At 69.1% G+C, this 23,812-nt stretch carries 19 protein-coding genes; 16 read left to right on the top strand and 3 right to left on the bottom strand.

Going from position 1 to position 23,812, the window contains the following annotated elements; genetic code table 11:
* Positions 1 to 302 precede the first annotated feature (302 nt).
* From SALPAC6_RS0115240 to SALPAC6_RS0115190, 11 genes are all read left to right on the top strand, one after another.
* Positions 303 to 1,604 carry an extracellular solute-binding protein gene (locus SALPAC6_RS0115240; RefSeq protein ID WP_018254257.1) on the top strand — a complete coding sequence of 434 codons (1,302 nt, stop codon included), beginning with the start codon at positions 303 to 305 and terminating at the stop codon, positions 1,602 to 1,604.
* A gap of 110 nt (positions 1,605 to 1,714) precedes the next feature.
* Positions 1,715 to 2,728: a carbohydrate ABC transporter permease gene (locus tag SALPAC6_RS0115235; protein WP_018254256.1), complete on the top strand. Its 1,014-nt coding sequence runs from the start codon at positions 1,715 to 1,717 to the stop codon at positions 2,726 to 2,728.
* Complete coding sequence (locus SALPAC6_RS0115230; RefSeq protein ID WP_018254255.1) at positions 2,728 to 3,663, top strand: sugar ABC transporter permease; 936 nt, start codon at positions 2,728 to 2,730, stop codon at positions 3,661 to 3,663. The genes SALPAC6_RS0115235 and SALPAC6_RS0115230 overlap by 1 nt, the downstream gene beginning before the upstream one ends.
* Positions 3,664 to 3,723: 60 nt before the next feature.
* Entirely contained in the window at positions 3,724 to 4,065 is a 342-nt protein-coding gene (locus SALPAC6_RS0115225; RefSeq protein WP_018254254.1) for a hypothetical protein, read from the top strand.
* A 276-nt stretch (positions 4,066 to 4,341) separates the two neighbouring features.
* Positions 4,342 to 5,403 (top strand): BMP family lipoprotein, encoded by a 1,062-nt coding sequence (locus SALPAC6_RS0115220; protein ID WP_018254253.1) that lies wholly within the window; start codon positions 4,342 to 4,344, stop codon positions 5,401 to 5,403.
* A 130-nt stretch (positions 5,404 to 5,533) separates the two neighbouring features.
* Positions 5,534 to 7,189 (top strand): ABC transporter ATP-binding protein, encoded by a 1,656-nt coding sequence (locus tag SALPAC6_RS0115215; RefSeq protein ID WP_018254252.1) that lies wholly within the window; start codon positions 5,534 to 5,536, stop codon positions 7,187 to 7,189.
* Positions 7,186 to 8,499 carry an ABC transporter permease gene (locus tag SALPAC6_RS0115210; protein ID WP_018254251.1) on the top strand — a complete coding sequence of 438 codons (1,314 nt, stop codon included), beginning with the start codon at positions 7,186 to 7,188 and terminating at the stop codon, positions 8,497 to 8,499. Before SALPAC6_RS0115215 ends, SALPAC6_RS0115210 begins: the two co-directional genes overlap by 4 nt.
* 5 nt (positions 8,500 to 8,504) lie before the next feature.
* The gene (locus tag SALPAC6_RS0115205) at positions 8,505 to 9,785 is read left to right on the top strand and encodes an ABC transporter permease (RefSeq protein ID WP_018254250.1); all 1,281 of its coding nucleotides are present in this window, start codon (positions 8,505 to 8,507) and stop codon (positions 9,783 to 9,785) included.
* Positions 9,785 to 10,501 carry a cytidine deaminase gene (locus SALPAC6_RS0115200; protein ID WP_018254249.1) on the top strand — a complete coding sequence of 239 codons (717 nt, stop codon included), beginning with the start codon at positions 9,785 to 9,787 and terminating at the stop codon, positions 10,499 to 10,501. Before SALPAC6_RS0115205 ends, SALPAC6_RS0115200 begins: the two co-directional genes overlap by 1 nt.
* A gap of 23 nt (positions 10,502 to 10,524) precedes the next feature.
* Complete coding sequence (locus SALPAC6_RS0115195; protein WP_018254248.1) at positions 10,525 to 11,805, top strand: thymidine phosphorylase; 1,281 nt, start codon at positions 10,525 to 10,527, stop codon at positions 11,803 to 11,805.
* Between the two features lie 118 nt (positions 11,806 to 11,923).
* Positions 11,924 to 12,577 (top strand): DUF4272 domain-containing protein, encoded by a 654-nt coding sequence (locus SALPAC6_RS0115190; RefSeq protein WP_018254247.1) that lies wholly within the window; start codon positions 11,924 to 11,926, stop codon positions 12,575 to 12,577.
* On the opposite strand, the gene SALPAC6_RS0115185 is transcribed toward SALPAC6_RS0115190, so the two are convergent.
* The gene (locus tag SALPAC6_RS0115185) at positions 12,574 to 13,461 is read right to left on the bottom strand and encodes a putative RNA methyltransferase (protein ID WP_018254246.1); all 888 of its coding nucleotides are present in this window, start codon (positions 13,459 to 13,461) and stop codon (positions 12,574 to 12,576) included. The genes SALPAC6_RS0115190 and SALPAC6_RS0115185 overlap by 4 nt on opposite strands.
* Positions 13,462 to 13,631: 170 nt before the next feature.
* On the opposite strand from SALPAC6_RS0115185, the gene SALPAC6_RS0115180 reads away from it, so the two are divergent.
* The 5 genes from SALPAC6_RS0115180 to SALPAC6_RS0115160 all read left to right on the top strand — a co-directional run bounded on the left by SALPAC6_RS0115180 (position 13,632) and on the right by SALPAC6_RS0115160 (position 20,287).
* Positions 13,632 to 14,726: an adenosine deaminase gene (locus tag SALPAC6_RS0115180; protein ID WP_018254245.1), complete on the top strand. Its 1,095-nt coding sequence runs from the start codon at positions 13,632 to 13,634 to the stop codon at positions 14,724 to 14,726.
* Between the two features lie 585 nt (positions 14,727 to 15,311).
* Positions 15,312 to 18,821, top strand: a complete 3,510-nt coding sequence (locus tag SALPAC6_RS0115175; RefSeq protein WP_018254244.1) for a sensor histidine kinase — start codon at positions 15,312 to 15,314, stop codon at positions 18,819 to 18,821.
* Entirely contained in the window at positions 18,818 to 19,222 is a 405-nt protein-coding gene (locus SALPAC6_RS0115170; protein WP_011904728.1) for a roadblock/LC7 domain-containing protein, read from the top strand. The genes SALPAC6_RS0115175 and SALPAC6_RS0115170 overlap by 4 nt, the downstream gene beginning before the upstream one ends.
* A gap of 95 nt (positions 19,223 to 19,317) precedes the next feature.
* Positions 19,318 to 19,695 carry a DUF742 domain-containing protein gene (locus SALPAC6_RS0115165; RefSeq protein WP_033666474.1) on the top strand — a complete coding sequence of 126 codons (378 nt, stop codon included), beginning with the start codon at positions 19,318 to 19,320 and terminating at the stop codon, positions 19,693 to 19,695.
* Position 19,696: 1 nt separating this feature from the next.
* Positions 19,697 to 20,287, top strand: coding sequence for a GTP-binding protein (locus tag SALPAC6_RS0115160; protein ID WP_026189698.1), 591 nt, complete (start codon positions 19,697 to 19,699; stop codon positions 20,285 to 20,287).
* Between the two features lie 213 nt (positions 20,288 to 20,500).
* Here SALPAC6_RS0115160 and SALPAC6_RS0115155 read toward each other — a convergent pair whose 3' ends face one another.
* Both SALPAC6_RS0115155 and SALPAC6_RS0115150 read right to left on the bottom strand, forming a co-directional pair.
* Positions 20,501 to 22,741 (bottom strand): hypothetical protein, encoded by a 2,241-nt coding sequence (locus SALPAC6_RS0115155; RefSeq protein WP_018254241.1) that lies wholly within the window; start codon positions 22,739 to 22,741, stop codon positions 20,501 to 20,503.
* A 60-nt stretch (positions 22,742 to 22,801) separates the two neighbouring features.
* Complete coding sequence (locus tag SALPAC6_RS0115150) at positions 22,802 to 23,737, bottom strand: hypothetical protein (protein WP_018254240.1); 936 nt, start codon at positions 23,735 to 23,737, stop codon at positions 22,802 to 22,804.
* Between the last annotated feature and the right edge of the window lie 75 nt (positions 23,738 to 23,812).

Raw genomic sequence — 23,812 nt, 5'->3', positions numbered from 1 at the left:
TTCTTGCAGCCGTGGTTCCGGAGCCTGCTGGCCGGAGCCGGTGACGGCGTTTGGTCCGTGCGGCCCCCCGGGGTCGACTGCATCGAGCAGCATCATCGCGGCGGTTGACGTGGGTCGCAGCGGGCGGGGGTGATGGTCGGCCGTCGTCCGGACCTCGCCGTTTTGTCGCGGAAGTCCCGACATAAGACGGGTCTAGATGACAAGATGGCCCCGGTTGTTGCAAGACGGTTCGCAAAGGGTTTCTAACTTAGAAAACTCTTGCTAGTGTCCCGCCGACACCGGCAGGCAATCTAGGAGCGAACATGCGTCGCACAGCCAAGGGAGTCGCCGTACTCGCCTCCGCCGCCCTTGCTCTGACCCTCGTCGCCTGTGGCGAGGACGAGCAGAGCGCGGGGGAAGGGTCAACGACCGACCCCGCAGCCATGAAGGCCGAGCTGACCTGGTGGGACACCTCGGACCCGAAGAACGAGGGTCCGGTTTTCCAGGAGCTGATCGCCAAGTTCAACCAGACCTATCCGAACGTGAAGATCAATCATCAGTCGGTTCCGTTCGGTGAGGCCCAGAACCAGTTCAAGACGGCAGCGCAGGCCGGGACGGGTGCGCCGGACATCCTACGGGCGGAGGTGGCCTGGGTCCCGGAGTTCGCCTCGCTGGGCTACCTCTACGCGCTGGACGGCTCCGAACTACTCGCCGACGAGTCGGACTTCCTGGCGACTCCGCTCGCCTCGAACAAGTACGACGGCAAGACCTACGGCGTCCCGCAGGTGACCGACACGCTGTCGCTCATGTACAACAAGAAGCTGTTCGCTGAGGCGGGTGTCGCCGCGGCGCCGACGACGTGGGCCGAGCTGAAGACCGCCGCCCAGGCCGTCAAGGAGAAGACCGGCGCGGACGGCCTCTACCTCAACCCGGCGGGCTACTTCCTGCTGCCGTTCCTCTACGGCGAGGGCGGGGACCTGGTGGATGTCCCGGCCAAGAAGATCGTCGTCGGCTCGGACCAGAACGTGGCCGGACTGAAGATCGCCAAGGATCTGATCGACAGCGGCGCGGCCGTCCAGCCATCCGCGACGGACTCCTACGGAACCATGATGACCCTCTTCAAGGAAGAGAAGGTCGCCATGATCATTAATGGTCCCTGGGAGGTCAACAACGTGTCGCAGGCGCCGACCTTCGGCGGCCTGGAGAACCTCGGCATCGCCCCGGTCCCCGGCGGCTCGGCCCGGGCCGGCGGTCCGGTCGGTGGGCACAACTACACCGTCTGGTCCGGCATGCCGGAGGAGAAGGTCGAGGCCGCCGTCGCCTTCGTGGCCTTCATGAGCTCCACCGAATCACAGGCCTTCCTCGCGGAGAAGCTCGGGCTGCTGCCGACGCGCAAGTCGGCCTACGACCTCGACGCGGTGCGGAGCAACCCGATCGTGACCGGGTACCAGCCGGCCGTCGAGGCCGCGGTCGGTCGCCCCTGGATCCCCGAGGCCGGCCAGTTCTTCGAACCGCTGGACCAGATGGCCACCGAGGTCCTGATCCAGAACCGGGACCCGAAGGACGCGCTCGACGAGGTCGCGAAGCGGTACCAGGCTGAGGTCGTCACCGCGTACGGGTTCTGATCCACCGCCGGCGGGCAGGGGCCGGCGACCACTCGTCCCTCGGCATCCGGCCGGGCCGGCGACCGTTCCGGTCGCCGGCCAGCCGGCTCACCTACTGGAGCTCAGCTGATATGCGCACCGTGACCGTCGCGCCAGCGTCCCCGCCGCCCGACCGTCGCCTCGCCCGTCCGTCTCGACTTCGTCGTAGCTGGGACCGGAACTGGTACGCCTGGGCGATGGTCCTGCCGGTGGTGATCGTCCTGGCAGTCTTGATCTTCTATCCGCTCGGCCGGGGGATCTGGCTCTCCTTCACCAACCTCAACGAGGCCAACCAGGTGGCGGAGATCTGCACCAAGTCGATCACCGGCGGTGAGGTCTGCGAGGAGAACCCCAACCGGTGGGAGTATGCGGGGCTGGACAACTACGTCCGGGTCCTCACCGGCGAGGTCGGCCGGTTCTGGGAGTGGACCGGGATCACCCTGATCTGGACCTTCGTCGGTGTGGCCTTCCACTATGGTCTCGGGCTTGGCCTCGCCATCCTGCTGAACCGCCCGATGCGCGGCCGTGGCCTCTACCGGGTACTGCTGGTGCTGCCGTGGGCGGTGCCGGCCTTCGTCAGCGCCTTCGCCTGGAAGTTCATCTTCAACGAGCGCTTCGGCCTGGCGAACTCGCTGCTCACCACGCTCGGGGCCGACCCGCTCCCGTGGTTCTCCGAACGGTGGACATCACTGTTCACCGCGATCGTCACCAACGTCTGGCTCGGCGTGCCGTTCATGATGGTGGCGCTGCTCGGCGGGCTGCAGACCATTCCCGGTGAGCTCTACGAGGCGGCGGAGATCGACGGCGCGTCGCCGTGGCAGCGGTTCCGTGCCATCACGTTGCCGGGTCTGCGCCCGACCAGCATGACCGTGATCCTGCTCGGCACCATCTGGACGTTCAACCTCTTCCCGGTCATCTTCCTGGTGACCGAGGGAGAGCCGGCCGGAGAGACCGAGATCCTGGTGACCGGCGCGTACCGGGCCGCCTTCGAGGGCATCCGCAACTACTCGCTCGCCTCCACGTACGGCGTGTTGATTCTCTCCATTCTCTTGGTCTTCTCCGTGTTCTACCGGCGGGCACTGCGTAAGCAAGGCGAGGTGTGGTGATGAGCCAATCGACCAGCTCCGGGACGGCCGTGTCCACGGCGCGGACGCCGACGGCCCCGATCAGGGCCGGGTCCGCTCCGGTCCAGACCTCGCGGCGGGCCGGCCGTAGTCGGCGTAGCCGGGCGACGTCGCTGCTGTTGCACGGGACCTTGATCGTCGCGTCGCTGGTCGCGATCGGTCCGATCGTCTGGGTGCTGCTCTCCTCGTTCAAGCCCGGGTACGCGGTGCAGAGCACCAACCTGACCCTGGTCCAGGATCCGACCCTGGCCAACTACCGCTACGTGCTCTTCGACACCAGCTTTCTGCGGTGGCTGCTGAACTCGGTGTTCGTGGCCGCCGGCACGATGGGGATCGGCATCTTCCTCTCGGCGACCACCGGCTACGCCGTCTCCCGGTTCAACTTCCCGGGCCGCCGGCCGTTGATGATGGTCTTCCTGATCACCCAGATGTTTCCGGTGGCCATCCTGATCGTGCCGATTTACACGATCATGGCGCGGCTCGGGTTGATCAACACGTTGCCGTCGCTGGTGATCGCCTACCTGACCATCGCCGTTCCGTTCTGCTCCTGGATGCTGAAGGGCTACTTCGACTCCATCCCGACCTCGCTGGACGAGGCGGCGGCGCTGGACGGCTGCGGCCCGTTCGCCACCTTCTGGCGGGTGGTGCTGCCGCTGGCCCGTCCGGCCGTCGCGGTCACCGCCTTCTACACCTTCCTGACTGCGTGGGGGGAGGTCGCGTACGCGTCAGCCTTCATCCAGACCGACAACCAGTTCACCCTGGCGTACGGGCTTCGGCAGTTCGTGCCGCAGTACAACCCGCAGTGGGAGTACCTGACGGCGGCGGCGGTGCTGGTGACGGTCCCGGCCGGTCTGGTCTTCCTGTTCGCCCAACGGCACCTGGTCTCGGGACTGACCGCGGGTGGTACGAAGGGCTGACGCGCCGATCGACCAAGCCCCTCTACTACGACCCGTCGTTGGTGCGGGAAGATAGGCCGCGTGGAAGCTCTACGACTCATTCTCCGCTACATTCACCTGATCGGGTTCGCGCTGCTGCTCGGTGGCGCGGTGGTGCAGTACCTCAAGGGCAGGTTCCGGATCAACCCGGCCATGCTCTGGGGTGCGGCGCTCACGTTGCTGACCGGAATCGGCCTCTCCGCGCCGTTGCGGGACGGGGGTGAGCCGGACCCCGCGAAGCTCGTCACCAAGCTGGCGCTCGCGCTGCTCATCTTCGTCATGGTCTTCTTCTCGCGGAAGCGGGAAGCGGTCAACCGTGGACATTTCCTCGCGATCATCGGGCTGACCCTGGTCAACGCTGCGGTGGCGGTCTTCTGGCGGTAGCGTCCGACTGGGGAGAACTCCCCTCCGGAGGAGAAATCGTCCCACCCGCGCTCCTTTGACCGGCATGTCGAGTGACCGAAATACCCCAGGATCACGTCGGGGTAACAGGCACCCAACAGTCACGCATGATTGTCGGCCTGGGTAGGCGTCTGGGCGTACGCTCGGCGTCCGGAACGTGAGACACCGGCGGCACAGTGCAGGCCGGTTCATAAGGGCTGCCACCGCGCGTAGACGCGGTGCGCAACGGAAGGAGACGTCTTGCGCTCGGTGCGTGGGATGCGGATCGCCTCGGTCTTCGCGGTGAGTGGCCTCGTGCTGGCCGCCACCGCCTGCGGTGAGGCGCCCGAGGAGGACAACGCCGGCAACGGCGGCGAGAAGTTCAGTGCCTGCATGGTGACCGACGTCGGCGGGATCGACGACAAGTCCTTCAACACCTCGGCCTGGAAGGGCCTGGAGGCAGCCAAGGACGAGAACAAGGACATCGACATCAAGTACGTCGCGTCGAAGGCCGAGGCGGACTACGAGCCGAACCTGACGCAGTACGTCAACCAGGGCTGCGACTTCATCCTCGCCGTCGGCGGGCTGATGGGGGACGCCACCTCCAGGGCCGCGGCGGCGAACCCGGACCAGCAGTTCGGCATCGTGGACACGAAGCTGCCGGAGAGCAACGTCTACCCGATGCAGTTCGACACCGCCCAGGCCGGCTTCCTCGCCGGTTATCTGGCCGCCGGCCTCAGCGAGACGGGCAAGGTGGGCACCTACGGCGGCCTGAAGATCCCGCCGGTGACCATCTTCATGGACGGCTACGCCGACGGGGTCGACCACTACAACGAGGCCAAGGGGAAGGACGTCCAGGTCCTGGGCTGGGACAAGGCCAGCCAGAACGGCTCGTTCGCCAACGACTTCGTCAAGCAGGACGAGGGCAAGAAGGTCAGCGACGCGCTGGTCGCCCAGGGCGCGGACATCATCATGCCCGTCGCCGGGGGTGCGGGTCTCGGCACCACCACGGCGGCCCAGGCCTCCGGCGGTAAGTACAACATCATCTGGGTCGACGTCGACGGCTGCGAGAGCACCTCGAACTGCCCGGCGATCATCACCACGGTGGTGAAGAACATCCCCGGCGCCGTTCAGGAGGCCGTGCTCAAGGCCGCCGCCGGCGAGAAGCTGGAGGCGAACCCGGGCTTCACCGGCACCCTGGCCAACGAGGGCGTCTCGCTCGCGCCGTACCACGAGTTCGACAGCAAGATCCCGGCTGAGCTGAAGGCCGAGGTCGATAAGCTGAAGGCGGACATCGCCGCCGGCCTGATCAAGGTTGAGTCGCAGTCCCAACCGCAGTGAGCTGATGCCGGCTCGCCGTGATGGGGCGCCTACCGCGCTGCTCGGCGAGCGCATCGCACGACGGTCCGGCCGCCTTGGCACCAGAGGATCTCCCGCTGGTGCCGGGGCGGCCGATCGGCTCCATCGACGAGTGCCGTTGCCGGTGAACCGGCAACTCCCCGCACTACCGCTTCGTACCCGGGAGGTTGCGCTGAGACTCGAACTGCGCGGCATCACCAAACGCTTCGGTGATCTGGTCGCCAACGACCACATCGATCTGACGGTGGAGCCGGGGGAGATCCACGCCCTGCTCGGGGAGAACGGCGCGGGCAAGTCGACCCTGATGAACGTGCTGTACGGGCTTTACCAGCCCGACGAGGGCGAGATCCTGGTGGACGGGAAGCCGCTGCAGCTTCGCGGCCCGGCGGACGCCATCGCGGCCGGGATCGGAATGGTCCACCAGCACTTCATGCTGGTACCGGTCCTCACCGTGGCAGAGAACATCATGCTCGGGGCCGAGCAGGTCCGGGGTGGCATCGTCGGCTTCCTCGACCGTCGACGTGCCCGGCGCAAGGTCGCGGAGGTATCCGCCCGCTACCACCTCCAGGTTGACCCGGACGCGATCATCGAGGACCTTCCGGTCGGCATCCAGCAGCGGGTCGAGATCGTCAAGGCGCTCACCCGCGATGCTGACCTGCTCATCCTCGACGAGCCGACCGCGGTGCTCACGCCGCAGGAGACCGAGGAACTGCTCGCCGTCATGCGGGCGCTCAAGGCCGCTGGTAGGTCGATCGTCTTCATCACCCACAAGCTCGGTGAGGTGAAGGCCATCGCCGACCGGATCACCGTGATCCGGCACGGACGGATCGTCGGCACCGCCGCGCCGGAGGCGAGCCGGGACGAACTGGCCGCACTGATGGTCGGCCGGACCGTTCGGCTCACCGTGGACAAGCGGCCCGCGACGCCGGGCAAGCCGGTTCTCGAGCTCTCCGGGTTGACGGTAGACGACGACCGGCAGGTACGTACGGTGGACGGCGTTGACCTGACCGTGTACGCGGGCGAGGTGCTCGGCATCGCCGGGGTGCAGGGTAACGGCCAGAAGGAGCTGGTCGAGGCGGTCATGGGGCTGCGTCCGGTGCTCGCCGGCTCGGTGCAGCTGTGCGGGGAGCGGATCGACGACTGGTCAACCAAGGAGGTCCTCCGCGCGGGCGTCGGCTACGTGCCCGAGGACCGCAGCGTCGACGGGCTGGTCAAGGAACTCAGCATCGCGGAGAACCTGGTGCTGGACATGTACGACCGACCACCGTTCGGCAAGGGGCTCGCGCTCCGACCGGATGAGATCAGGAAGTCAGCGCAGGAGCGGATCGCCCAGTTCGATGTCCGTACCTCGTCGGCGGAGGCGGCGGTGGGCACGCTGTCCGGCGGCAACCAACAAAAGGTGATCGTCGCCCGGGAACTGTCCCGGCCGCTGAAGCTTCTCATCGCCGCCCAGCCGACCCGCGGCGTCGATGTCGGCTCCATCGAGTTTATTCACAGTCAGGTCATTCACGAGCGGGATGCCGGAACCGCCGTCCTGCTTGTCTCCAGCGAACTCGACGAGGTGATCGGCCTGGCGGACCGGATCGCGGTGATGTGCCGCGGTCGGATCGTCGACATCGTCGGCCCGGATGTCCCCCGTGAGGAGATCGGCCTGCGGATGTCGGGCATCGGTCCGGACACGGCGGGAGCCGGGGCGAACGGGGCGACGGCGGGTACCGACGGCGGGACGCCCGCCCCATCGGGCCCCGGCAGCGAGGACGAGGCATGACCAACACAGGGTCCGGCTCCCCGGACAAGGAACCGGCGACCGCGGACCAGGCGGCCAGGATGGCGCTCGACAACACCGAGCGAGCCGAGCCGACGAGTCAGCAGCCACCGGAGCGCCCCGCGCTCGGGCGGCTCTTCGTGGAGAATCTCTGGGCCGCCAACACCCTCACGGTGACGGTGCTGTCGCTGCTTCTGGCGATGGTCGTCGGTGGGATCCTGATGATCGTCTCTGATCCGGACGTGCTGGGCACCTACAGTTACTTCACCGCCCGCCCGGGCGACGCCCTCAACGCCAGCTGGACGTTGGTCAGCGAGGCGTACACGAACCTGTTCAAGGGCGCGATCCTCGACCCCGACGCGGTCGGCCTCACCGCGGCGCTGAGCCCGATCTCGGAGACGCTGACCTACACCGCCCCGCTGGTCTTCACCGGGCTCTCCGTGGCGCTCGCCTTCCGTGGTGGCCTGTTCAACATCGGTGCCCAGGGTCAGGCCACGATGGGCGTCATCGCGGCCGGGCTGGCCGGGTTCCTGCTGCCGCTGCCGGCCGGGCTGCACCTGCTCGTCGCGGTCTTCGCCGGTGCACTTGGCGGTGCCGTGTGGGGCTTCATCCCGGGGATTCTCAAGGCCCGCACCGGCGCCCACGAGGTGATCAACACGATCATGCTCAACTACGTCGCGGCGTACTTCCTGGTCTGGTTGATCGTGCAGAACGGGGTGCAGGATCCGAACCGCTCGGATGCCATCAGCCGGCCGCTGGACGCCTCCGCGCAGTTCCCCCGGCTGTTCGGGGACAACCTGCGGGTGCACGCCGGAATCATCCTCGCCGTGCTGGTGACCTGGGCGGTTGCCTGGCTGCTGAACCGGTCGACCCTCGGCTTCGAGCTGCGGGCCGTGGGGAGTAACCCGGCGGCCTCGCGTACCGCCGGCATCAGTGTCACCCGAACCTACGTGTTGATCATGGTCTTCGCCGGTGCCCTGGCCGGCCTCGGCGGCTCGCAGATGGTGCTCGGCACCACCGCCGCCGCGTTGACCCCGCTGGTTGTGGCCCAGGTCGGTTTCGACGGCATCCTGGTGGCGCTACTCGGCCGGGTGAAGCCGTGGGGCGTGTTGCTCGCCGCGCTGCTCTTCGGTGCGCTACAGGCCGGCGGTAACCGGATGCAGTCGTACTCGGGTGTCTCGCTGGAACTGGTTACTGTGCTCCAAGCGCTGATCGTCATCTTCATCGCCGCACCGGCCCTGGTGAAGGCGATCTTCCAGCTTCGGGCCGCCCGGGCCGCCCGGCCGCAGACGAGCCTCGCGAAGGGCTGGTGACGCGCATGTCCACCATGGCTGTTGACGACGTCGCGGTCGCCCCGGTCAACGAGGGGTTCTGGACCCGGACCCGGAAGGCCGGCCTGGTGCTGACCGCGCTCGGCCTGCTGGCGGTGCTGCTCTTCACCGCGCTCGCCAGCAGTGAGCCAGCCCGGTTCACCCTCAGCGAGGACGCCAGCGGCGCCGCGTTGAAGATCAACGGTACGGTCGGCGCGGCCCTCTTCGGGGCGGTCGCCCTCGCCGCCGGTGTGGCGATCCTCGCCGGGCTGCCGACGCGCTGGTTCACTCTCGTGCTCGGTGTCGGCCTGGTTGGTTTCGTGGTGAGCTTCCTCTGCTGGCAGGTCTCCACCGCGCCGGCCGGGCAGAACTTCATGCCCCTGGTCAACATTGTCCGAGGCACCTTCATCCTGGCTCTTCCGCTGATCTTCGGGGCGCTGGCCGGTGTGCTCTGTGAACGCTCCGGCGTGGTCAACGTGGCCATCGAGGGTCAGCTACTGATGGGCGCCTTCAGCGGCGCCCTCTTCGGTAGCCTCAGCGGCAACCTCTGGGTGGGCCTCATCGCCGCGGCGATCGGCGGCACCTTCATCTCGCTGCTGCTCGCGGTCTTCGCCATTCGCTACCTGGTGGACCAGGTGGTCATGGGGATCGTGCTCAACCTGCTCGCGGTGGGCATCACCGGCTTCCTCTACGAGCGGCTGATGCAGCCCGACCCGGCGAAGTACAACAGCGCCCCACGGTTCAGCGACTGGGAAATCCCGCTGCTGTCGGAGATTCCGGTGCTCGGGCCGGCGCTGTTCGCCGGCAACATCTTCCTCTACCTCGGCCTTCTCCTGGTCCTGGTGATTCACATCGGGCTGTTCCGTACCCGGTGGGGCTTGCGTACCCGTTCGGTCGGTGAGCACCCGACCGCCGCCGACACCCTCGGCGTCCGGGTGCTGCGGCTGCGCTACCGCAATGTGCTGCTGGCGGGGGCAGTCGCCGGCATCGGTGGTGCGTCCTACACGCTCGCCCTCTTCTCGTTCACCAAGAACATGATCGGTGGTAAGGGCTTCATCGCCCTGGCAGCGCTGATCTTCGGCCGGTGGAGCCCGACCGGTGCGCTGCTCGCGGCGCTCTTCTTCGGCTTCGCCGACCAGCTCGCCACCTATCTGAGCGCAATCAACAGCGCCATCCCGAGTCAGTTCCTGGCGATGCTGCCGTACCTGGCGACGATCCTGGCGGTGGCGGGGCTGGTGGGTAGGGTCCGGGCGCCGGCCGCCGACGGAAAGCCGTACATCAAGGGTTGATGGGACGCCAGATGGAGATCGACTGGGAGCGGCTGCGCGCCGCGGCGACCGAGGTGATGCGGTACGCGTACGTGCCGTACTCGAAGTTTCCGGTAGGGGCGGCCGCCCTGGTTGACGATGGTCGCGTCGTGGTCGGCTGCAACGTGGAGAACGCGTCGTACGGCATGGTGCTCTGCGCCGAGTGCGGGGTGATCTCCGCACTGCGCGCCACCGGTGGCGGGCGGATCATCGCGCTCTCCTGCGTTGACGCCACCGGGGAGCCACTGATGCCGTGCGGGCGGTGCCGGCAGCTGCTCTGGGAGCACGGTGGCCCGGAATGTCTGATCGAGGCGAAGAACGGAGCGTTACGGATGGCCGAGCTGCTGCCGTACGCCTTCGACGCGGCGGATCTGGAGGCGGTGACCGGGGCGGACCCGGTTCCGGTGGTGCCGGAGCGGCTGGCTGCCTGGCGGGGACGCGGGACGGTCTTCGTGCACCCGGACCTGTCGGCGGGGCAGCAGGTGTGGACGGCGTACTGGGAACGCTCGGCGGGGGAGGCCGGCGACGGCGAGACCGGCGTTCTCGAGGAGGGACCGAGCTGGGACGATCCAGCGGAGGCGATCACCTGGGGGCTGGCCCGGGTACCCCGGGTTGTGGTGGTGGACGCGGCGGGGACGATCTTCTGGGCGGGTGAGGGTGAGCCGCCGTTGGAGATCCCGATCCGCTGGCCGGGCTGAGGACGTGGGGAGAGGGTTATCTCATGGCGGAATTTGCGGCGGTTGATGTCATTCGGGCCAAGCGGGACGGCGCGGTCCTCTCCGACGCACAGGTCGACTGGGTGGTGGACGCCTACACCCGGGGCCAGGTGGCGGACGAGCAGATGGCGGCGCTCGCGATGGCGATCCTGCTGAACGGGATGACCATGCCGGAGATCGCCCGGTGGACCGCGGCGATGATCTCCAGTGGAGAGCGGCTGGACCTCTCGGCGGTCGACCGACCGACGGTTGACAAGCACTCGACCGGCGGTGTCGGAGACAAGATCACCCTGCCGCTGACTCCGTTGGTGGCGGCCTGTGGCGCGGCGGTACCGCAGCTGAGCGGCCGGGGCCTCGGGCACACCGGCGGCACGCTGGACAAGCTGGAGTCCATTCCGGGCTGGCGGGCATCGCTGGGCAACGAGGAGTTCATCGCCCAGCTCCGCGGCGTCGGCGCGGTGATCTGCGCGGCCGGTGCCAGTCTCGCGCCGGCCGACCGCAAGCTGTACGCGTTGCGGGACGTGACCGGCACGGTGGAGGCCATCCCGCTGATCGCCAGCTCGATCATGAGCAAGAAGATCGCTGAGGGGACCGGCGCTCTGGTACTCGACGTCAAGGTCGGCTCCGGTGCGTTCATGAAGTCGGTCGACCAGGCCCGGCAACTGGCCCACACCATGGTCGAACTGGGCGGTGCGCAGGGCGTCCGCACGGTCGCCCTGCTGACCGACATGTCCACCCCACTGGGGCTGGCCATCGGCAACGCGGTCGAGGTGACCGAATCCGTGGAGGTGCTGGCGGGCGGCGGACCGGCCGACGTGGTGGAGCTGACCCTGGCCCTGGCCCGCGAGATGCTGGACGCGGCCGGGCTGCCGGACGCCGACCCGGCGGCGGCGTTGCGCGACGGCCGGGCGATGGACGCCTGGCGGGCGATGCTCCGGGCCCAGGGCGGGGACCCGGATGCCCCGCTGCCCACCGCCCCGGAGGTCGAGGTGGTCCGCGCTGAGGACAATGGTGTGGTGGCCCAGATCGACGCGTACGGGATGGGGGTGGCCGCGTGGCGGCTCGGTGCCGGTCGGGCCCGCAAGGAGGACGCGGTGTCCGCGCCGGCGGGGGTGCTGCTGCACAAGCGCCCCGGTGATCTGGTCCGGGCGGGTGAGCCCCTCTTTGAGCTGCGGGCCGAGGAGGCCGACCGGATCCCGGCGGCCCGGACCGAGGCGGTGCGGGCGGTACGGATCGCGGCGTCCGCCCCGGAACAGCGGCCGCTGGTGCTTGAGCGAATCAGCTGACCGTCCGTTCCGTTTCCCGCAGCGGAGGGCTATCCTGCCTGGCCAGGAGGATGATCTGGCCAGCCAGTCCACACAGACGAGGATTACCGTCGTGGCGGTACCTGCCCCAAACCCCCGAATGGTGCGTGCGGCCAGCCTGGAGGAGTTGTCTCGGCTGGGTCTGCCGCTGCCGCCGGCACACTTTCCACTGGTGTGGGAGCCCGGCGACGAGATCGAGCTGCGCCCGACCGGTGAGATCGAGACGCGCGTCGCGGTGCTGCACCTCATCCTGGCCCGCTGTTTCGGCATGCCGCCGCAGGCCGCGATGAGTTGGCTGCTCGCCTCGCATCTGGTGGAGACAGTCACCCCGCCGGAGTGGCAGTTCGTTACCGGCGGTAAGGGTGACCACCGCTCGTTCGTGCTGCACTTCGACGCGCTGTACGCCCTGGCCTGGGTACTCGGCCTAACCCGGCAGCTGGACCCGACGCTGCCGGTGGACGAGCGGCTGGTGGAGCGGCTGCCGAATATTCTGGCCGGCGAGACGGTCCGGCACTGGCAGTCGAGGACCCTCACCGCCCCACGGCATCCGGCGGACGCGGCGGCCCTGCTTGACCTGCACTACTGCCTGGACTGGGCCTATCTCGAGGTGGAGCACGCCCGGCGAACCCCACCCGGCCTGGTGGACGCGAATGCGATCGGGCAGCGTCGGTGGGCGCTGGAGTGGGCGGTGGTCCTCCGCGGCCCCTACCACGACGAGCCCACCGGCTGGGAAGAGGTGGATCTCTCCACCTAGCGGCGGCGGTGGACGCCGAGCCGGACGGCCACGGTCACCTCGACCGGGTCGGGCAGGGTGGCGATCCGTTCGGTGAGCCCGGCCGGATTGGTGTGCCAGGCGCTGGGTCCCATCCCGACCAGAGCGGCGATCTCCGGGCGGGTCAACGTCAGCCGGGTTCGGTGTTCGGTCTCCGACTCGGTGGCGAAGCGCTCCCCGAGGTGCCCGGCCACCCGGTCGGGCTTCGCCGGATCTACCCGAAGCAGGCCAAGTGCGCCGACCAACTCGCTGAGGTGGTCGGCGGCCGGCGTGACGACCAGCAACGCGCCGGCCGGATCGAGCACCCGGTGAAACTCCGCTCCGTTGCGCGGGGCGAAGACGTTCAACAACACGGCCACCGACGCGTCGGGCAGGGGCAGCTGCTGCCAGGTGTCGGCCAGCACCGCCCCGGCTCGTTCGTGCGCTCGGGCCGCGCGGCGCAGCGCCGGCTTCGACACATCCAGGGCCAGGCCGACGGCGTCCGGCAGCGTCGTCAGCACCGCGGCGAGGTGCCGGCCGGTGCCGGCACCGGGCTCCACCACCAGGGGGTGCGCCGCGGCGGTTGCCCCAGGCTGGAGGTGCGCGGCCCGGTGGCGGGCGACGGCGACCGCGGCCGCTTCGGCCAGCGCCCGGGAGATCAGGTCGTAGTGACCGGCGGCGAGGAAGTCGGCGCGGGCGGTGACCATCTCGCTGGTGTCCCCGACGTGTGGTGCCCGGCCGGCCAGGAGGTTCACATAGCCCTGTCGGGCAATGTCGAAGCTGTGCCGGCGCGGACAGGTCAGCGTCTGGATGGTGCCAGCGGTCGCCTCGGCCAGCGGAAGGGCGCAGATTGAGCAGCGCAGCCGGTGGCAGATGCGGGGATCCATGTCGGGCTCCGGGCCGGTCGGTGGCGAGCCGGGCGGTCACCCGGTGGACCGGCATCCTATCGACCGGGTCGCCGCACCGATTACTGCGCGCCCGGCAGGCGGACGTGACCCGGGCAACGCGCCGCCGGGTCTGACGCTGCGCAGACGCCGGTGCCGACTAGGGTCTGAACATGGTCGCGACTCTCCGATACGAGGACATCGTCCAGGTCCCCAAGGCGCTGCTGCACGATCACCTCGATGGTGGCCTGCGACCAGCGACGGTCGTCGAGCTGGCCGCTGAGGCGGGGCACGCGCTGCCGACGACCGACCCGGAGGCGTTGGGCCACTGGTTCGTCGAAGCGGCCAGCTCCGGCTCGTTGGAGCGGTATCTGGAGACCTTCGCGCACACCGTTCAGGTCATGCAGACCGCTTCGGCGCTGCAGCGGGTGGCCCGGGAGTGCGCGCTGGACCTGGCCGCCGACGGTGTTGTCTACGCGGAGGTCCGGTTCGCGCCGGAGCTGCACCTGGAGCGGGGTCTCACCCTGGACGAGGTGGTCGCGGCGGTGATCGCCGGCTTCGCCGAGGGCAGTGACCTTGCCGCGGCGCAGGGCACGCCGATTCGGGTCGGCACGCTGCTGACCGCCATGCGACACGCCGCCCGGTCGCAGGAGATCGCCGAACTGGCCGTGCGGCACCGGGACATCGGCGTCGTGGGTTTCGACATCGCCGGGGCCGAGGCCGGCTTCCCGCCCACCCGGCACCTGGATGCCTTCGAGTACCTGCAGCGGGAGAACTTCCACTTTACGATCCACGCCGGTGAGGCGTTTGGGCTGCCGTCGATCTGGCAGGCCATCCAGTGGTGCGGAGCAGATCGGCTCGGCCACGGTGTCCGGATTGTGGATGACATTACGCCCGGATCGGAGCCGGTGCTTGGCCGGCTGGCCGCCTACGTGCGGGACAAGCGTATTCCCTTGGAGCTCTGCCCCTCGTCGAACGTGCAGACCGGGGCGGCCCCCTCGATCGCCGACCACCCGATCGGGCTGCTGCGGGATCTGCGGTTCCGGGTCACGGTCAACACCGACAACCGGCTGATGAGCGGCACCTCCATGTCACGGGAGATGGCTTTGTTGGTGGACGCGTTCGGGTACGGCTGGCGGGAACTGCAGTGGCTGACGATTAACGCCATGAAGAGTGCCTTTATCCCGTTTGACCAGCGGCTACAGATTATCGACGAGGTCATCAAGCCGGCGTACGGGCGGCTGTTGAGCGGTGCCGGGCAGTCGTAGGGTGGTGCGCCGGTGTCGGTGCGTCGGCCGCTCGGTGTGCACCCCGTCGCTGGCGGCGCTGCTGGCGTGAGTGGCAAACGTCCCTTCGGTGGCCAAGAGCGGCGAGATGGCTGTTTAACTTGACCGATTAGCTGTACCTAATTCGTTGCCGACTGCGTACGATGGCGCGCCGGTCTCATCGCTGGGTTGTTGGAGCGCCCTTCCCCGCCGCGCCCTGACGTCAGGGGGCATCGCTCCCGATCGACCCACCCCTTCGGTGTCGGCAGCAGTGGGTTCCCAGAATTCGGGCAGTAGCTGTTTGAGCCGAACTGAGAAGCCTGGTTCATCAGGATATGTACGACTTTACTCGCCGACGAGGCGGCTGGTATGGCCACGTGGAGGAGGCACTCCATTGCTTTGGGTAACTCAGGTCAGACTGAATGCGATCGAAACCCCTAAACATCGCGCTGTCGCAGCGGTCAAGAGCAGCCTGGGCTTTCTCTTTCCGGGGCGGCGTGGTGGAATCTCGGATGGTCCGAACCAATGGGTCGGTCACCTGGTGTTGCCCGAGGGCAACGCAAAGGCTGCAATCGCGAGGGCGGTGACGTGAGCAAACGACCGAAGACGGCAGGTTCTCTCCTGTCGCGTCTGCGTCGGCCGGCTGGTCGGCTCCGCGACCTGCCGATCTGGTCCAAGCTCGGTCTCATCTTGATCGTGCCGACCGTCGCAACGGTCGTCGTGGGCACCAGTGGCATCGTTGACCACCTGCAGACACTCAACAGCGCCAATCGTTCCGGCGACCTCGCCAGTCTGGTCGCCTACTCGGGTGACCTGGTCGGTCAGCTTCAGGATGAGCGGACGGAGGCGATCCGGCTACTCGGTGAGGACCGGGCGGCCCAGCGGGAGGAACGCAGCACGGCGTACGAGGAGGCTTCCGCCCGCGTCGACCGGGCGAAGGAACCCTACGCCGAGCGGCGGGGCGAGGTCGAGGACCTGCCCACCACGCTGGAGAACCAGCTCCGCTTCATCGACCAGACCCTCACCGACCTGCCCGGAACGCGAAGCCAGGTCACCAACGGTCGGCTCAGCATCACCCAGGCGCAGCAGCAGTACGACGCGCTGCTCACCGATCTGATCAACCTGCGGGACTCGGCCACCCAGCTGGCCGGTGACTCCGAGCTCAGCGACCAGATGCGGGCCGCGACCGCCCTCACCCGGAACAAGGAGTACCTCTCCCAGCAGCGGGACGTGGTGCACATCGCCCTCATCCGGCAGCAGCTCACACCCGAGCTGCGGAACACCTACATCTCCACCTGGACCGGTCAGCGACAGTGGCTGGAGACCTTCGCCGCCGTCGCCGACCGTGCCGACCAGGAGCTGTACGACCAAACGGTGGCCGGTCCCGACGCCCGCGAGGCGGATTCCTACAACAGCAACCTGCGTGGCCTCTCCGACGCCAGAAACCTGGCGAGCGCCGGCTTCACCCCCGACCAGTGGGACAACGCGATGGTCGCGTACGCCGCCCTGGTCCGGGAGGTGGAGGCGAAGGTCGACAGAGATGCCGTCCAGCTCGCTGACGAACTCCGGTCGGCCGTACGGCTGCAGGTGTTCCTGGAGACCGGGCTGCTGCTCAGCATGCTGCTGCTCGCCATCCTCTTTGCCTACCTGGTCGCCCGCTCGATGGCGCGGTCGCTACGCGAACTGCGACAGGGCGCTCTTATGATCGCCCGGCACGGGCTGCCGCAGGCCGTCGCCCGGCTGCGGGAGACGCAGGCCGCCGGCGGCCAGCAAACTCCGGTACAGCTCGCCAACCGGATCGCCGAGCCGCTGCCGGTGCGTAGCAAGGATGAGTTCGGTCAGGTGACCGAGGCGTTCAACGCGGTTCACCTGGAGGCGGTGCGTACCGCGGCGGAGCAGGCCGCCCTGCGGGCTTCCGTGGCGACCATGTTCGTCAACCTCGCCCGCCGGTCGCAGACCCTGGTCGACCGACTCATCGGCCAACTCGACCGACTCGAACGGGGCGAGGAGGACCCGGACCGGCTGGCCGAGTTGTTCCAGCTCGACCACCTCGCCACCCGGATGCGCCGCAACGACGAGAATCTGCTGGTCCTCGCCGCCGCTGACTCCAGCCGCGTGCAGCGGGAGCCGGCCGCCCTGATCGACGTGCTGCGCGCCGCCCAGTCCGAGGTAGAGCACTACACGCGGATCGAGTTCGGCGTCATTGATCGCGACATCGAGGTCGTCGCCGCCGCCGTCAACGACCTGGTACACCTCGTCGCCGAGCTGTTCGACAACGCGACGGCGTTCTCGCCGCCCGAGTCGCAGGTCGTCGTGGAAGCGCGCCGGGTCGGTGACCGTGCCTCCCTCTACGTGGAGGACCGCGGCATCGGCATCAGCCCGGAGCAGCTACGGGAACTGAACGAGAAGCTCGCCACCCCGCCACAGGTGGACGTGGCGGTTTCTCGGATGATGGGTCTGGTCGTGGTTGCCCGGCTGGCCTCCCGGCACGGGGTCACGGTGGAGCTGCGTTCCGCCGCCGATCGGGGAAGCGTCGCGGAGGTGAGCCTGCCGGCGGGCGTGCTGGTGCCCCGGGCGCTCGCTGCCGGGTCGCAGCTGCCCCCTGGCCTGCCGTCAGCGGCGAACACCAGCTCGACGTCGTCTTTTGAGGCGTTCTCCGCATCAAGTGGTTCGCTCTCCGGACCCCGCCCGGGTGAGTCGGGTAACCAGGTAACGCTCGGTGGCCGGCCCTTCGACCCGGCGCACAGCAACGGTGCGGGCACGCCCACGGGCTCGCCGCGGGCGATGCCGGCGTGGTCCGATCTCACCGGCGCGAACAGCGCCACCACCGGCGGCGAGTCGTCTGCCCCGTTCCTTACCAACGGGCAACCGAGCGACGTGTTACCGCAACGGCGTCCCTCGGGCGAGCCGGAGGTCACCGGTCAGCAGCCGGGGATTCCGCGACAGCTGCCGAGCAGCCCAGAGGCCCAGCCGTACGCCCCGCCGCCGACTCCGTACTCCGGGTGGTCGGTATCCGGGCCGCCAGCCGCGGGCATGCCGATCTCCGCGTCGCCGGTGTCGGCTACCCCGACCTCCGCGGCGCCGGCTTTCGGGCAACCGACGTCCCCGGCGCCGGCCTCCGGCCAGCCGTATGCGGCGCCGTTGCCACAGCGTCCGGCCACCACGGCCCCGAGCAGCGCCGCCCCGCCGGTGTGGCCACCGGTGCCCAGCGCAGCCGGAGACAGCACCGCTGCCCCGGCCTCCGAACGGGTCTCCGCAGCCCCCGACCTGACCACCGAGCTGCCCCGGGTAGCCGGTCCGGCTGGCCCTCCGTCCGCCGCATACCCCGCCGCTCCCGCGTCGGCCGGTCCCGCCGCCCCGGTGCCGGGCCCCCAGCCAACCGCGGCGCCGGGGATGCCAACCACACCGTCGACCGCACCGCCTCAGAGCCAGCAGCCGCTGGCCGACGCGACGATGGAACTGCCGATCTTCCGGGAACTGGAGTCAGCCTGGTTCCGCACCCGACGACCCGGTCCAGAGGAGACAGCAAAGGGCTCCGACGCTGCCGGGGGCGGCGGTGCCATGGGGGCGGGTGGTGCCGCGCCCCAGCAGTTCGCCAGGATAGATGCGGACAGGCAGCAGCAGACACCACCCGCAACGACAGGTAACACACCAATGGCAGAAACCCCGACGACCGGTGGTACGTCGCGTCAGAACGGCATAACAGCGAACGGGAGCACATCCCCCACGGGCGGGTTCGCCCAGCGGCGGGGAAGAGCTGGTGAAAGCTGGAGCACCGCCGCCGATGATGGGTGGCGGGCCGCTACTGCGGCCAGCGACGTACAGGTGGTGGCGACCACCTCTACTGGCCTGCCGAAGCGCACGCCGATGGCGCAGCTGGTACCGGGCGCGGTGGAGAAACCATCGGCAGCGGTTCAGCGGCGTACGCCCGAGTCGGTCCGAGGGCTGCTCTCCGCGTATCACCGTGGGGTCCAGCGGGGGCGCAAGAACCCCTCGGACAGCAACCGGACCGGCCCGGAGGGGAATCCGGGTGGGCAGTCCTCGCAATCTGGCTCAGGCCCAATGGCCGGGAGCGGGCAGAAGGAGCAAGAAGGATGACTACTACGCAGGACCTCGGCTGGCTTCTCGCCAACTTCGCCGATCGGGTGCCAGGAGTCGCGCATGCGGTCGCCGTGTCGGCGGACGGCCTACTCCTCGCGGCCTCACGGGACCTTCCGCGGGACCGGGCCGACCAGTTGGCTGCCATCGCATCCGGCTTGGTCAGCCTTACCCAGGGAGCAGCCCGCTGCTTTGAGGGCGGCGCCGTGCTTCAGACCGTGGTAGAGATGGACAACGGTTTCCTCTTCCTGATGTCGATTTCGGATGGCTCGTCGTTTGCCGTGCTCGCCGCCCGTAACTCTGACGTGGGGCAGGTCGGCTACGAGATGGCCCTCCTGGTTGACCGGGTGGGTGATGCGCTGACCCCGCAGCCGCGTGCGGCTGCGGGCATGCCGGGCTGACGTTTCGCTGGCCGGGTGGTCGGCGGGGCAAGGACAACAACGAGGGGGGCGGTCCGCGCCGGCCGGTCCCGGGTGTGAAGGAGGTGAGCGGCGACATGAACGATCATGACGAACCGACCGGCGCGCTGGTCCGTCCGTACGCCGTGACCCGGGGTCGCACCCGTCCGCGGCTTGACATCGCGATGGAAGCGCTTATCGAGACGACAGTGCGCGGGCGAGCCGTTGCCACCGGCAACGGCGGACACGGCCGTGAGTACCAGTACATCGCCGCGCTCTGTGATGGACGTGTGCAGTCGTTAGCCGAGATCGCGGCGCGTATGCAGCTTCCGCTCGGGGTGGCCCGGGTGCTCATCGCCGACATGGCGACAGACGGCCTGGTCGCGGTCCATGAGCCGACTATTCTGGACGACTCGGACGACGTGGTGGGCACTGAACTGCTGGAAAGGGTGCTGAGTGGACTTCGCAGGCTCTGACGTGGCGCGTCCGCCGACCTCGAGCGGCCGCGTGACATCGGCGAAGATTGTCATTGCCGGTGGATTCGGCGTCGGTAAGACGACTCTGGTCGGCTCGGTCTCGGAGATCACGCCGCTGACCACGGAGGCGATCATGACCTCCGCAAGCGTGGGCGTAGACGACAATCGGCAGGTGCCGGGGAAGTCGACGACCACGGTGGCCATGGACTTTGGCCGGATCACCATCGACCGGGACCTAATCCTTTACCTGTTCGGTACGCCCGGTCAGACTCGGTTCTGGTTCATGTGGGACGAACTGGTCCGTGGCGCCATCGGCGCGGTTGTCCTGGTCGACACCCGTCGACTCGCTGACTGCTTCGCGGCGATCGACTTCTTCGAGCATCGGCGGCTGCCCTACCTGGTGGCCATCAACTGCTTCGATGGGATGCAGTACCACAACCCGCAGGAGGTCCGGGACGCGCTGGCGATCTCCAGCAACGTGCCGGTGGTGGCGTGTGACGCCCGCAACCGAGAGTCCACGAAACACGTGCTGATCTCGCTTGTGGAGTACGTGCTCACCATGCGCCGGTCCCGGGCCGTCGCCCGGGCCTGACTGACGTGCGGCTGTCCGGCGACGGCTTTGCCGTTGCCGGACAGTCAACCCCCCTCAACGCCGCTGGCCAGGAGTAGCTGAGCTGTACCGGTCCCGTACTCGCCGTACCGATGCCGCAGCATGCTGGGCCGAGGAAGTCGAACAGCCCCCGGCCAACTGCCGAGGGCTGTTCGCGATCTAGCTGGTGCTGGTTGAGGGGCCGGGCCCCAGGAGTCAGGATCGGTATCCGGCTGAGCGGTACTCGTACTCTCGTTCCTCGTCACGGTCACCGGTGTCCCGGGTGAAGTCCCAGCCGCCAGCGGCTTCGCGCCCCGGTCGGCCGCCGACCGCGAAGCCCCCGATCTCCTGTCCCCGACGCCAGCCGCGGAAGTAGCCGGTGGTGTTCTCGGCGAGGCTGGCCGGATCGCGAACAATCCGCAGCGGCCGTTCGTCCCGCTTCGGTGAACCGGGGACCAGGTTGGCCTGCGGCACCCGAATGGGAAGGCCCGCTGCAGTCTCGGAGGCGGCCGTCGCCTTCGCCGCCTGCTCCGCTGCCTGCTCGGCCGCCTGCCAGCCAGTGTCGTTCAGCGACGACCAGTCCACCTCGTCGTCTTCGCTCTGACCGACGAACCAGGCCGACTTCGCCTGGGCGAAGATGAGCAGGTCCCCGTCCCCGTCGTCGGCGATCGGTGGGGGACGGTGCTCCACCGCCGGCAACTGCCGCCCGCTGGGGTGCTCGGCGGGCTGGTGGCTGCGGGGCCCATCCTGGTCAACGAGGCGGAGCGGTGGCGTCTCGAGCTGTGGGTCGGCCCCGTCGCGCAGCGCGCGGTCGGCCAGCGGTGGTGGCTCGACCAGGCGGAGCGCCGGCGGCTCCTGCGGCATGTCGTCGGCCAGCCACGGCGGTGGCACCCGATTCTCCGCGCCTGGATCGGTCGGAGCGTCCACCCCCTGCCCGCCATACGAGTCGGCCATCGGGTTGAGCGCGGAACTGTCCGCCGGGTCCGGGTTGTTGACCAGCGGCCAGTTTGCCCGCGAGCCCGGGGGAGCGGGATCGCGGCTGGGGCGCGGAGTGGGCACCGGCACGCTGGGGTCGGTCACGCTGAACCCGCCGCTCGGTGTCGGCGATTCGGCTTTCGTGTTGGGTCGCGGCGGGGTGATGGTGTGTTGCCGCTCAGCGCGGGCATTCTGGATCGCCGCGGTGGTCAACGTCGCCCGGAACGGCTCACCCGCCTCCGCCGGTGAGCCCGAGCCGCGTTGCGACGGCGGGGCGGGGGTGCTGCCGGGCGACGAGATGAGGCGGTTCGTCGGGCCGTCAACAGGGCTTGGCGTCGCCGCCGGCTGAGCCGGTGCCGCAGTCACCGGCGGACCGGCCACGGCCGCGGGTGTGATTGGCTCCGGGGCCACCGGCGGGGGTGTAACCGGCATCGGCGCAACCGGTGGGGGGCCGATCGGGCGCGGGGACGGCGGGGCGGTCTGGCCCGGCATCGCCTCTGGTCGGGGCCGGCGGGCCGCAGTCGGCCGGGTGGAGAGGGCAGCGCCGGCGGACACGGGGTCGTCGATCGGTGCACCGCGTCCGGCGGCGGCCCGTCGGCCCGGCACCGGAGCGCCCGCTCGATCGTGGAGCACGCCGACCAACGTCTCGCAGCCGACGTCGCAGGCCCGGACCGCGGCGACGGCCTGCCGGACGGTTGTTGACACCGCTGAGGTGAGGGCCCGGCTGACCGAGGCGCGGCGCGGGGTCTCGGAGACCGCGACCCGGAGGGAGGTGATCGCGGCCTCGACCACCTCTGGTGCGGCGATGCCTTCGGCGGTGAGGTCCGCGACGACTCGGCCGGTCGGCTCGTCAGGCTCGGTGCTGGTCAGCATCCCGGGCTCGGGAAGGGCGTCCAGCACGGCCAGCGCAACCGGTTCGGCCGGATCCGGGTAGGCCTGTAGGGCCGCCGGGAAGAGCTCCCGCAGCACTTCCCGTAGCGCGACCGCGGCCGAATGCCGGCCGCTGGCGAGCGCGGCGTGCGCGGCGAGGACCGGCTTGTAACCGGCCAGGTCCCGAGGAGCGGGGAGCGCGACGGCGGAGAGTGCACCGGCCTGCAGGGCGCGGGCGAGGCCGATGGCCCGTCGCTGCACCGCTGATGCCTGCACCTCCTCAAGGGAGTCGTCGTCGGCGAACCGCTCGGCGAAGTCGTCCACCGAGTCGTCGTCGGCGATCGCCAGCGGACGACCAGCGGCGCTGACGAGGGAGGTGACTGTGTGGTCATCGTTGTCGGCGGCGATCGCCGCGCCGCTGGGTCCGCCTGACCGCTCCACGAGCAGCGTGACCAACTGGGCGTAGCCGGCGGGGTCGTCGCTGATCTCGCAGACGTGTAGCAGACGACCAGCGTCGTCCACCACAGCGGATGTCAGCGTCGAACCGACGGAAGCTGGCCGCTCAGCCGGATCCGCCGAGGCCAGACCGCAGTACACGCGCACGAGCGCCACGCGTCGTCCTCCTCCCGGGACACAGGTCTTCTCTGCCAGAATGATGCTCCCTGGTACGGGTCAGTCGCGCCAGTCCACAACGGCAGAGATCTTGCCGACAATGGTCCGCCAGCCCAGGCTTGCGGTTTGTGCCCCGATCTTCTTGAGCCGGCGCCGGCCGCGAAACGCGCCGATCCCCCCGTTGGCAGCCGCCCGTAGCGCCTCGTCCAGGTCGTCAAGGCTGGAGCCGGCGGAGAGCATTTCCAGCACGGCGGGCAGCCGCAGCGCGTACGAGAGGTCGCGGGCGATCTCTCCGGCTTCGATGAGCAGCGTCGAGTCCCACGCGTCGTGCCCGCCGCGCAGGTTCTCCACGACCAGGTCGAGCTCGTAGGTGTCCTCGTCGAGCGGCGTGACATCGGCCGGCTCCAGCCGCTCGGACAGTTCACCCCAACTGTCTAGCTGGGACAGATCGTTGGGAGCGCCGGAGCGCACGAAACTGACCAGGGACTCGGCCGTCTTGAAGAGCAGCAGCCGACCCTTGTGACTGAGGAAGACCGGTACCTCTTCGTCGTCCGCGTCGTCCGCGTCGTCCGCGTCCTCGGCCGGGGCTGCCTCCGTCTCGTCGCCGGAGTCGCCGCGGGCCTTGCGCTCCTCCTCGTCGCTCTCCGCGAACTCCTGGGCGACCTCCTCGTCGAGAATGACGACCTCATCGTCGTCGTCCTCTTCGGTCACCACCTGTCGCCGGGCGAGGAAGGGATCGTCCTGGTCGCGCTCTTCGACCTCGGTCGGGGTCAGCTCCCGAGCTGGGCGGTAGGCCCGCAGCGTGTAGCCGGTACCGGTGGGTAGCGCGATCTCCACCGGGTCGATCCGCAGCTCCGCCCAGAGCGCGCGGGAGGCCTCAACCGACGCGGCGGCGGTGCCGGAGGCCGCCGGTTCGTCGAGTTCAGGCTCGTCGGAGTCGGGTCGTTGAGGCGACTTGCGGGCCACGCTGACCTCCGTGTGCTTCGGATTGCCCACCCACCAGGTCGACCCGGCGGGTGACTACGCGCACATACCCTAGTGGGCAACAGCGGACTGTGGTGTCGGCACCCC

The organism is Salinispora mooreana (assembly GCF_000379065.1).
In the GTDB taxonomy this organism is placed as follows: Bacteria; Actinomycetota; Actinomycetes; order Mycobacteriales; family Micromonosporaceae; genus Micromonospora; species Micromonospora mooreana.
The sequence above is the reverse complement of the archived record's forward strand: the minus strand, read 5'-3'. Positions and strand labels throughout refer to the sequence as shown.

Excerpts from the sequence above, each read along its gene's own strand:
- SALPAC6_RS0115240 (WP_018254257.1), top strand. The coding sequence starts at position 303 with ATGCGTCGCACAGCCAAGGGAGTCGCCGTACTCGCCTCCGCCGCCCTT.
- SALPAC6_RS0115235 (WP_018254256.1), top strand. The coding sequence starts at position 1,715 with ATGCGCACCGTGACCGTCGCGCCAGCGTCCCCGCCGCCCGACCGTCGC.
- SALPAC6_RS0115230 (WP_018254255.1), top strand. The coding sequence starts at position 2,728 with ATGAGCCAATCGACCAGCTCCGGGACGGCCGTGTCCACGGCGCGGACG.
- SALPAC6_RS0115220 (WP_018254253.1), top strand. The coding sequence starts at position 4,342 with ATGCGGATCGCCTCGGTCTTCGCGGTGAGTGGCCTCGTGCTGGCCGCC.
- SALPAC6_RS0115210 (WP_018254251.1), top strand. The coding sequence starts at position 7,186 with ATGACCAACACAGGGTCCGGCTCCCCGGACAAGGAACCGGCGACCGCG.
- SALPAC6_RS0115205 (WP_018254250.1), top strand. The coding sequence starts at position 8,505 with ATGTCCACCATGGCTGTTGACGACGTCGCGGTCGCCCCGGTCAACGAG.
- SALPAC6_RS0115200 (WP_018254249.1), top strand. The coding sequence starts at position 9,785 with ATGGGACGCCAGATGGAGATCGACTGGGAGCGGCTGCGCGCCGCGGCG.
- SALPAC6_RS0115195 (WP_018254248.1), top strand. The coding sequence starts at position 10,525 with ATGGCGGAATTTGCGGCGGTTGATGTCATTCGGGCCAAGCGGGACGGC.
- SALPAC6_RS0115190 (WP_018254247.1), top strand. The coding sequence starts at position 11,924 with ATGGTGCGTGCGGCCAGCCTGGAGGAGTTGTCTCGGCTGGGTCTGCCG.
- SALPAC6_RS0115185 (WP_018254246.1), bottom strand. The coding sequence starts at position 13,461 with ATGGATCCCCGCATCTGCCACCGGCTGCGCTGCTCAATCTGCGCCCTT.
- SALPAC6_RS0115180 (WP_018254245.1), top strand. The coding sequence starts at position 13,632 with ATGGTCGCGACTCTCCGATACGAGGACATCGTCCAGGTCCCCAAGGCG.
- SALPAC6_RS0115170 (WP_011904728.1), top strand. The coding sequence starts at position 18,818 with ATGACTACTACGCAGGACCTCGGCTGGCTTCTCGCCAACTTCGCCGAT.
- SALPAC6_RS0115165 (WP_033666474.1), top strand. The coding sequence starts at position 19,318 with ATGAACGATCATGACGAACCGACCGGCGCGCTGGTCCGTCCGTACGCC.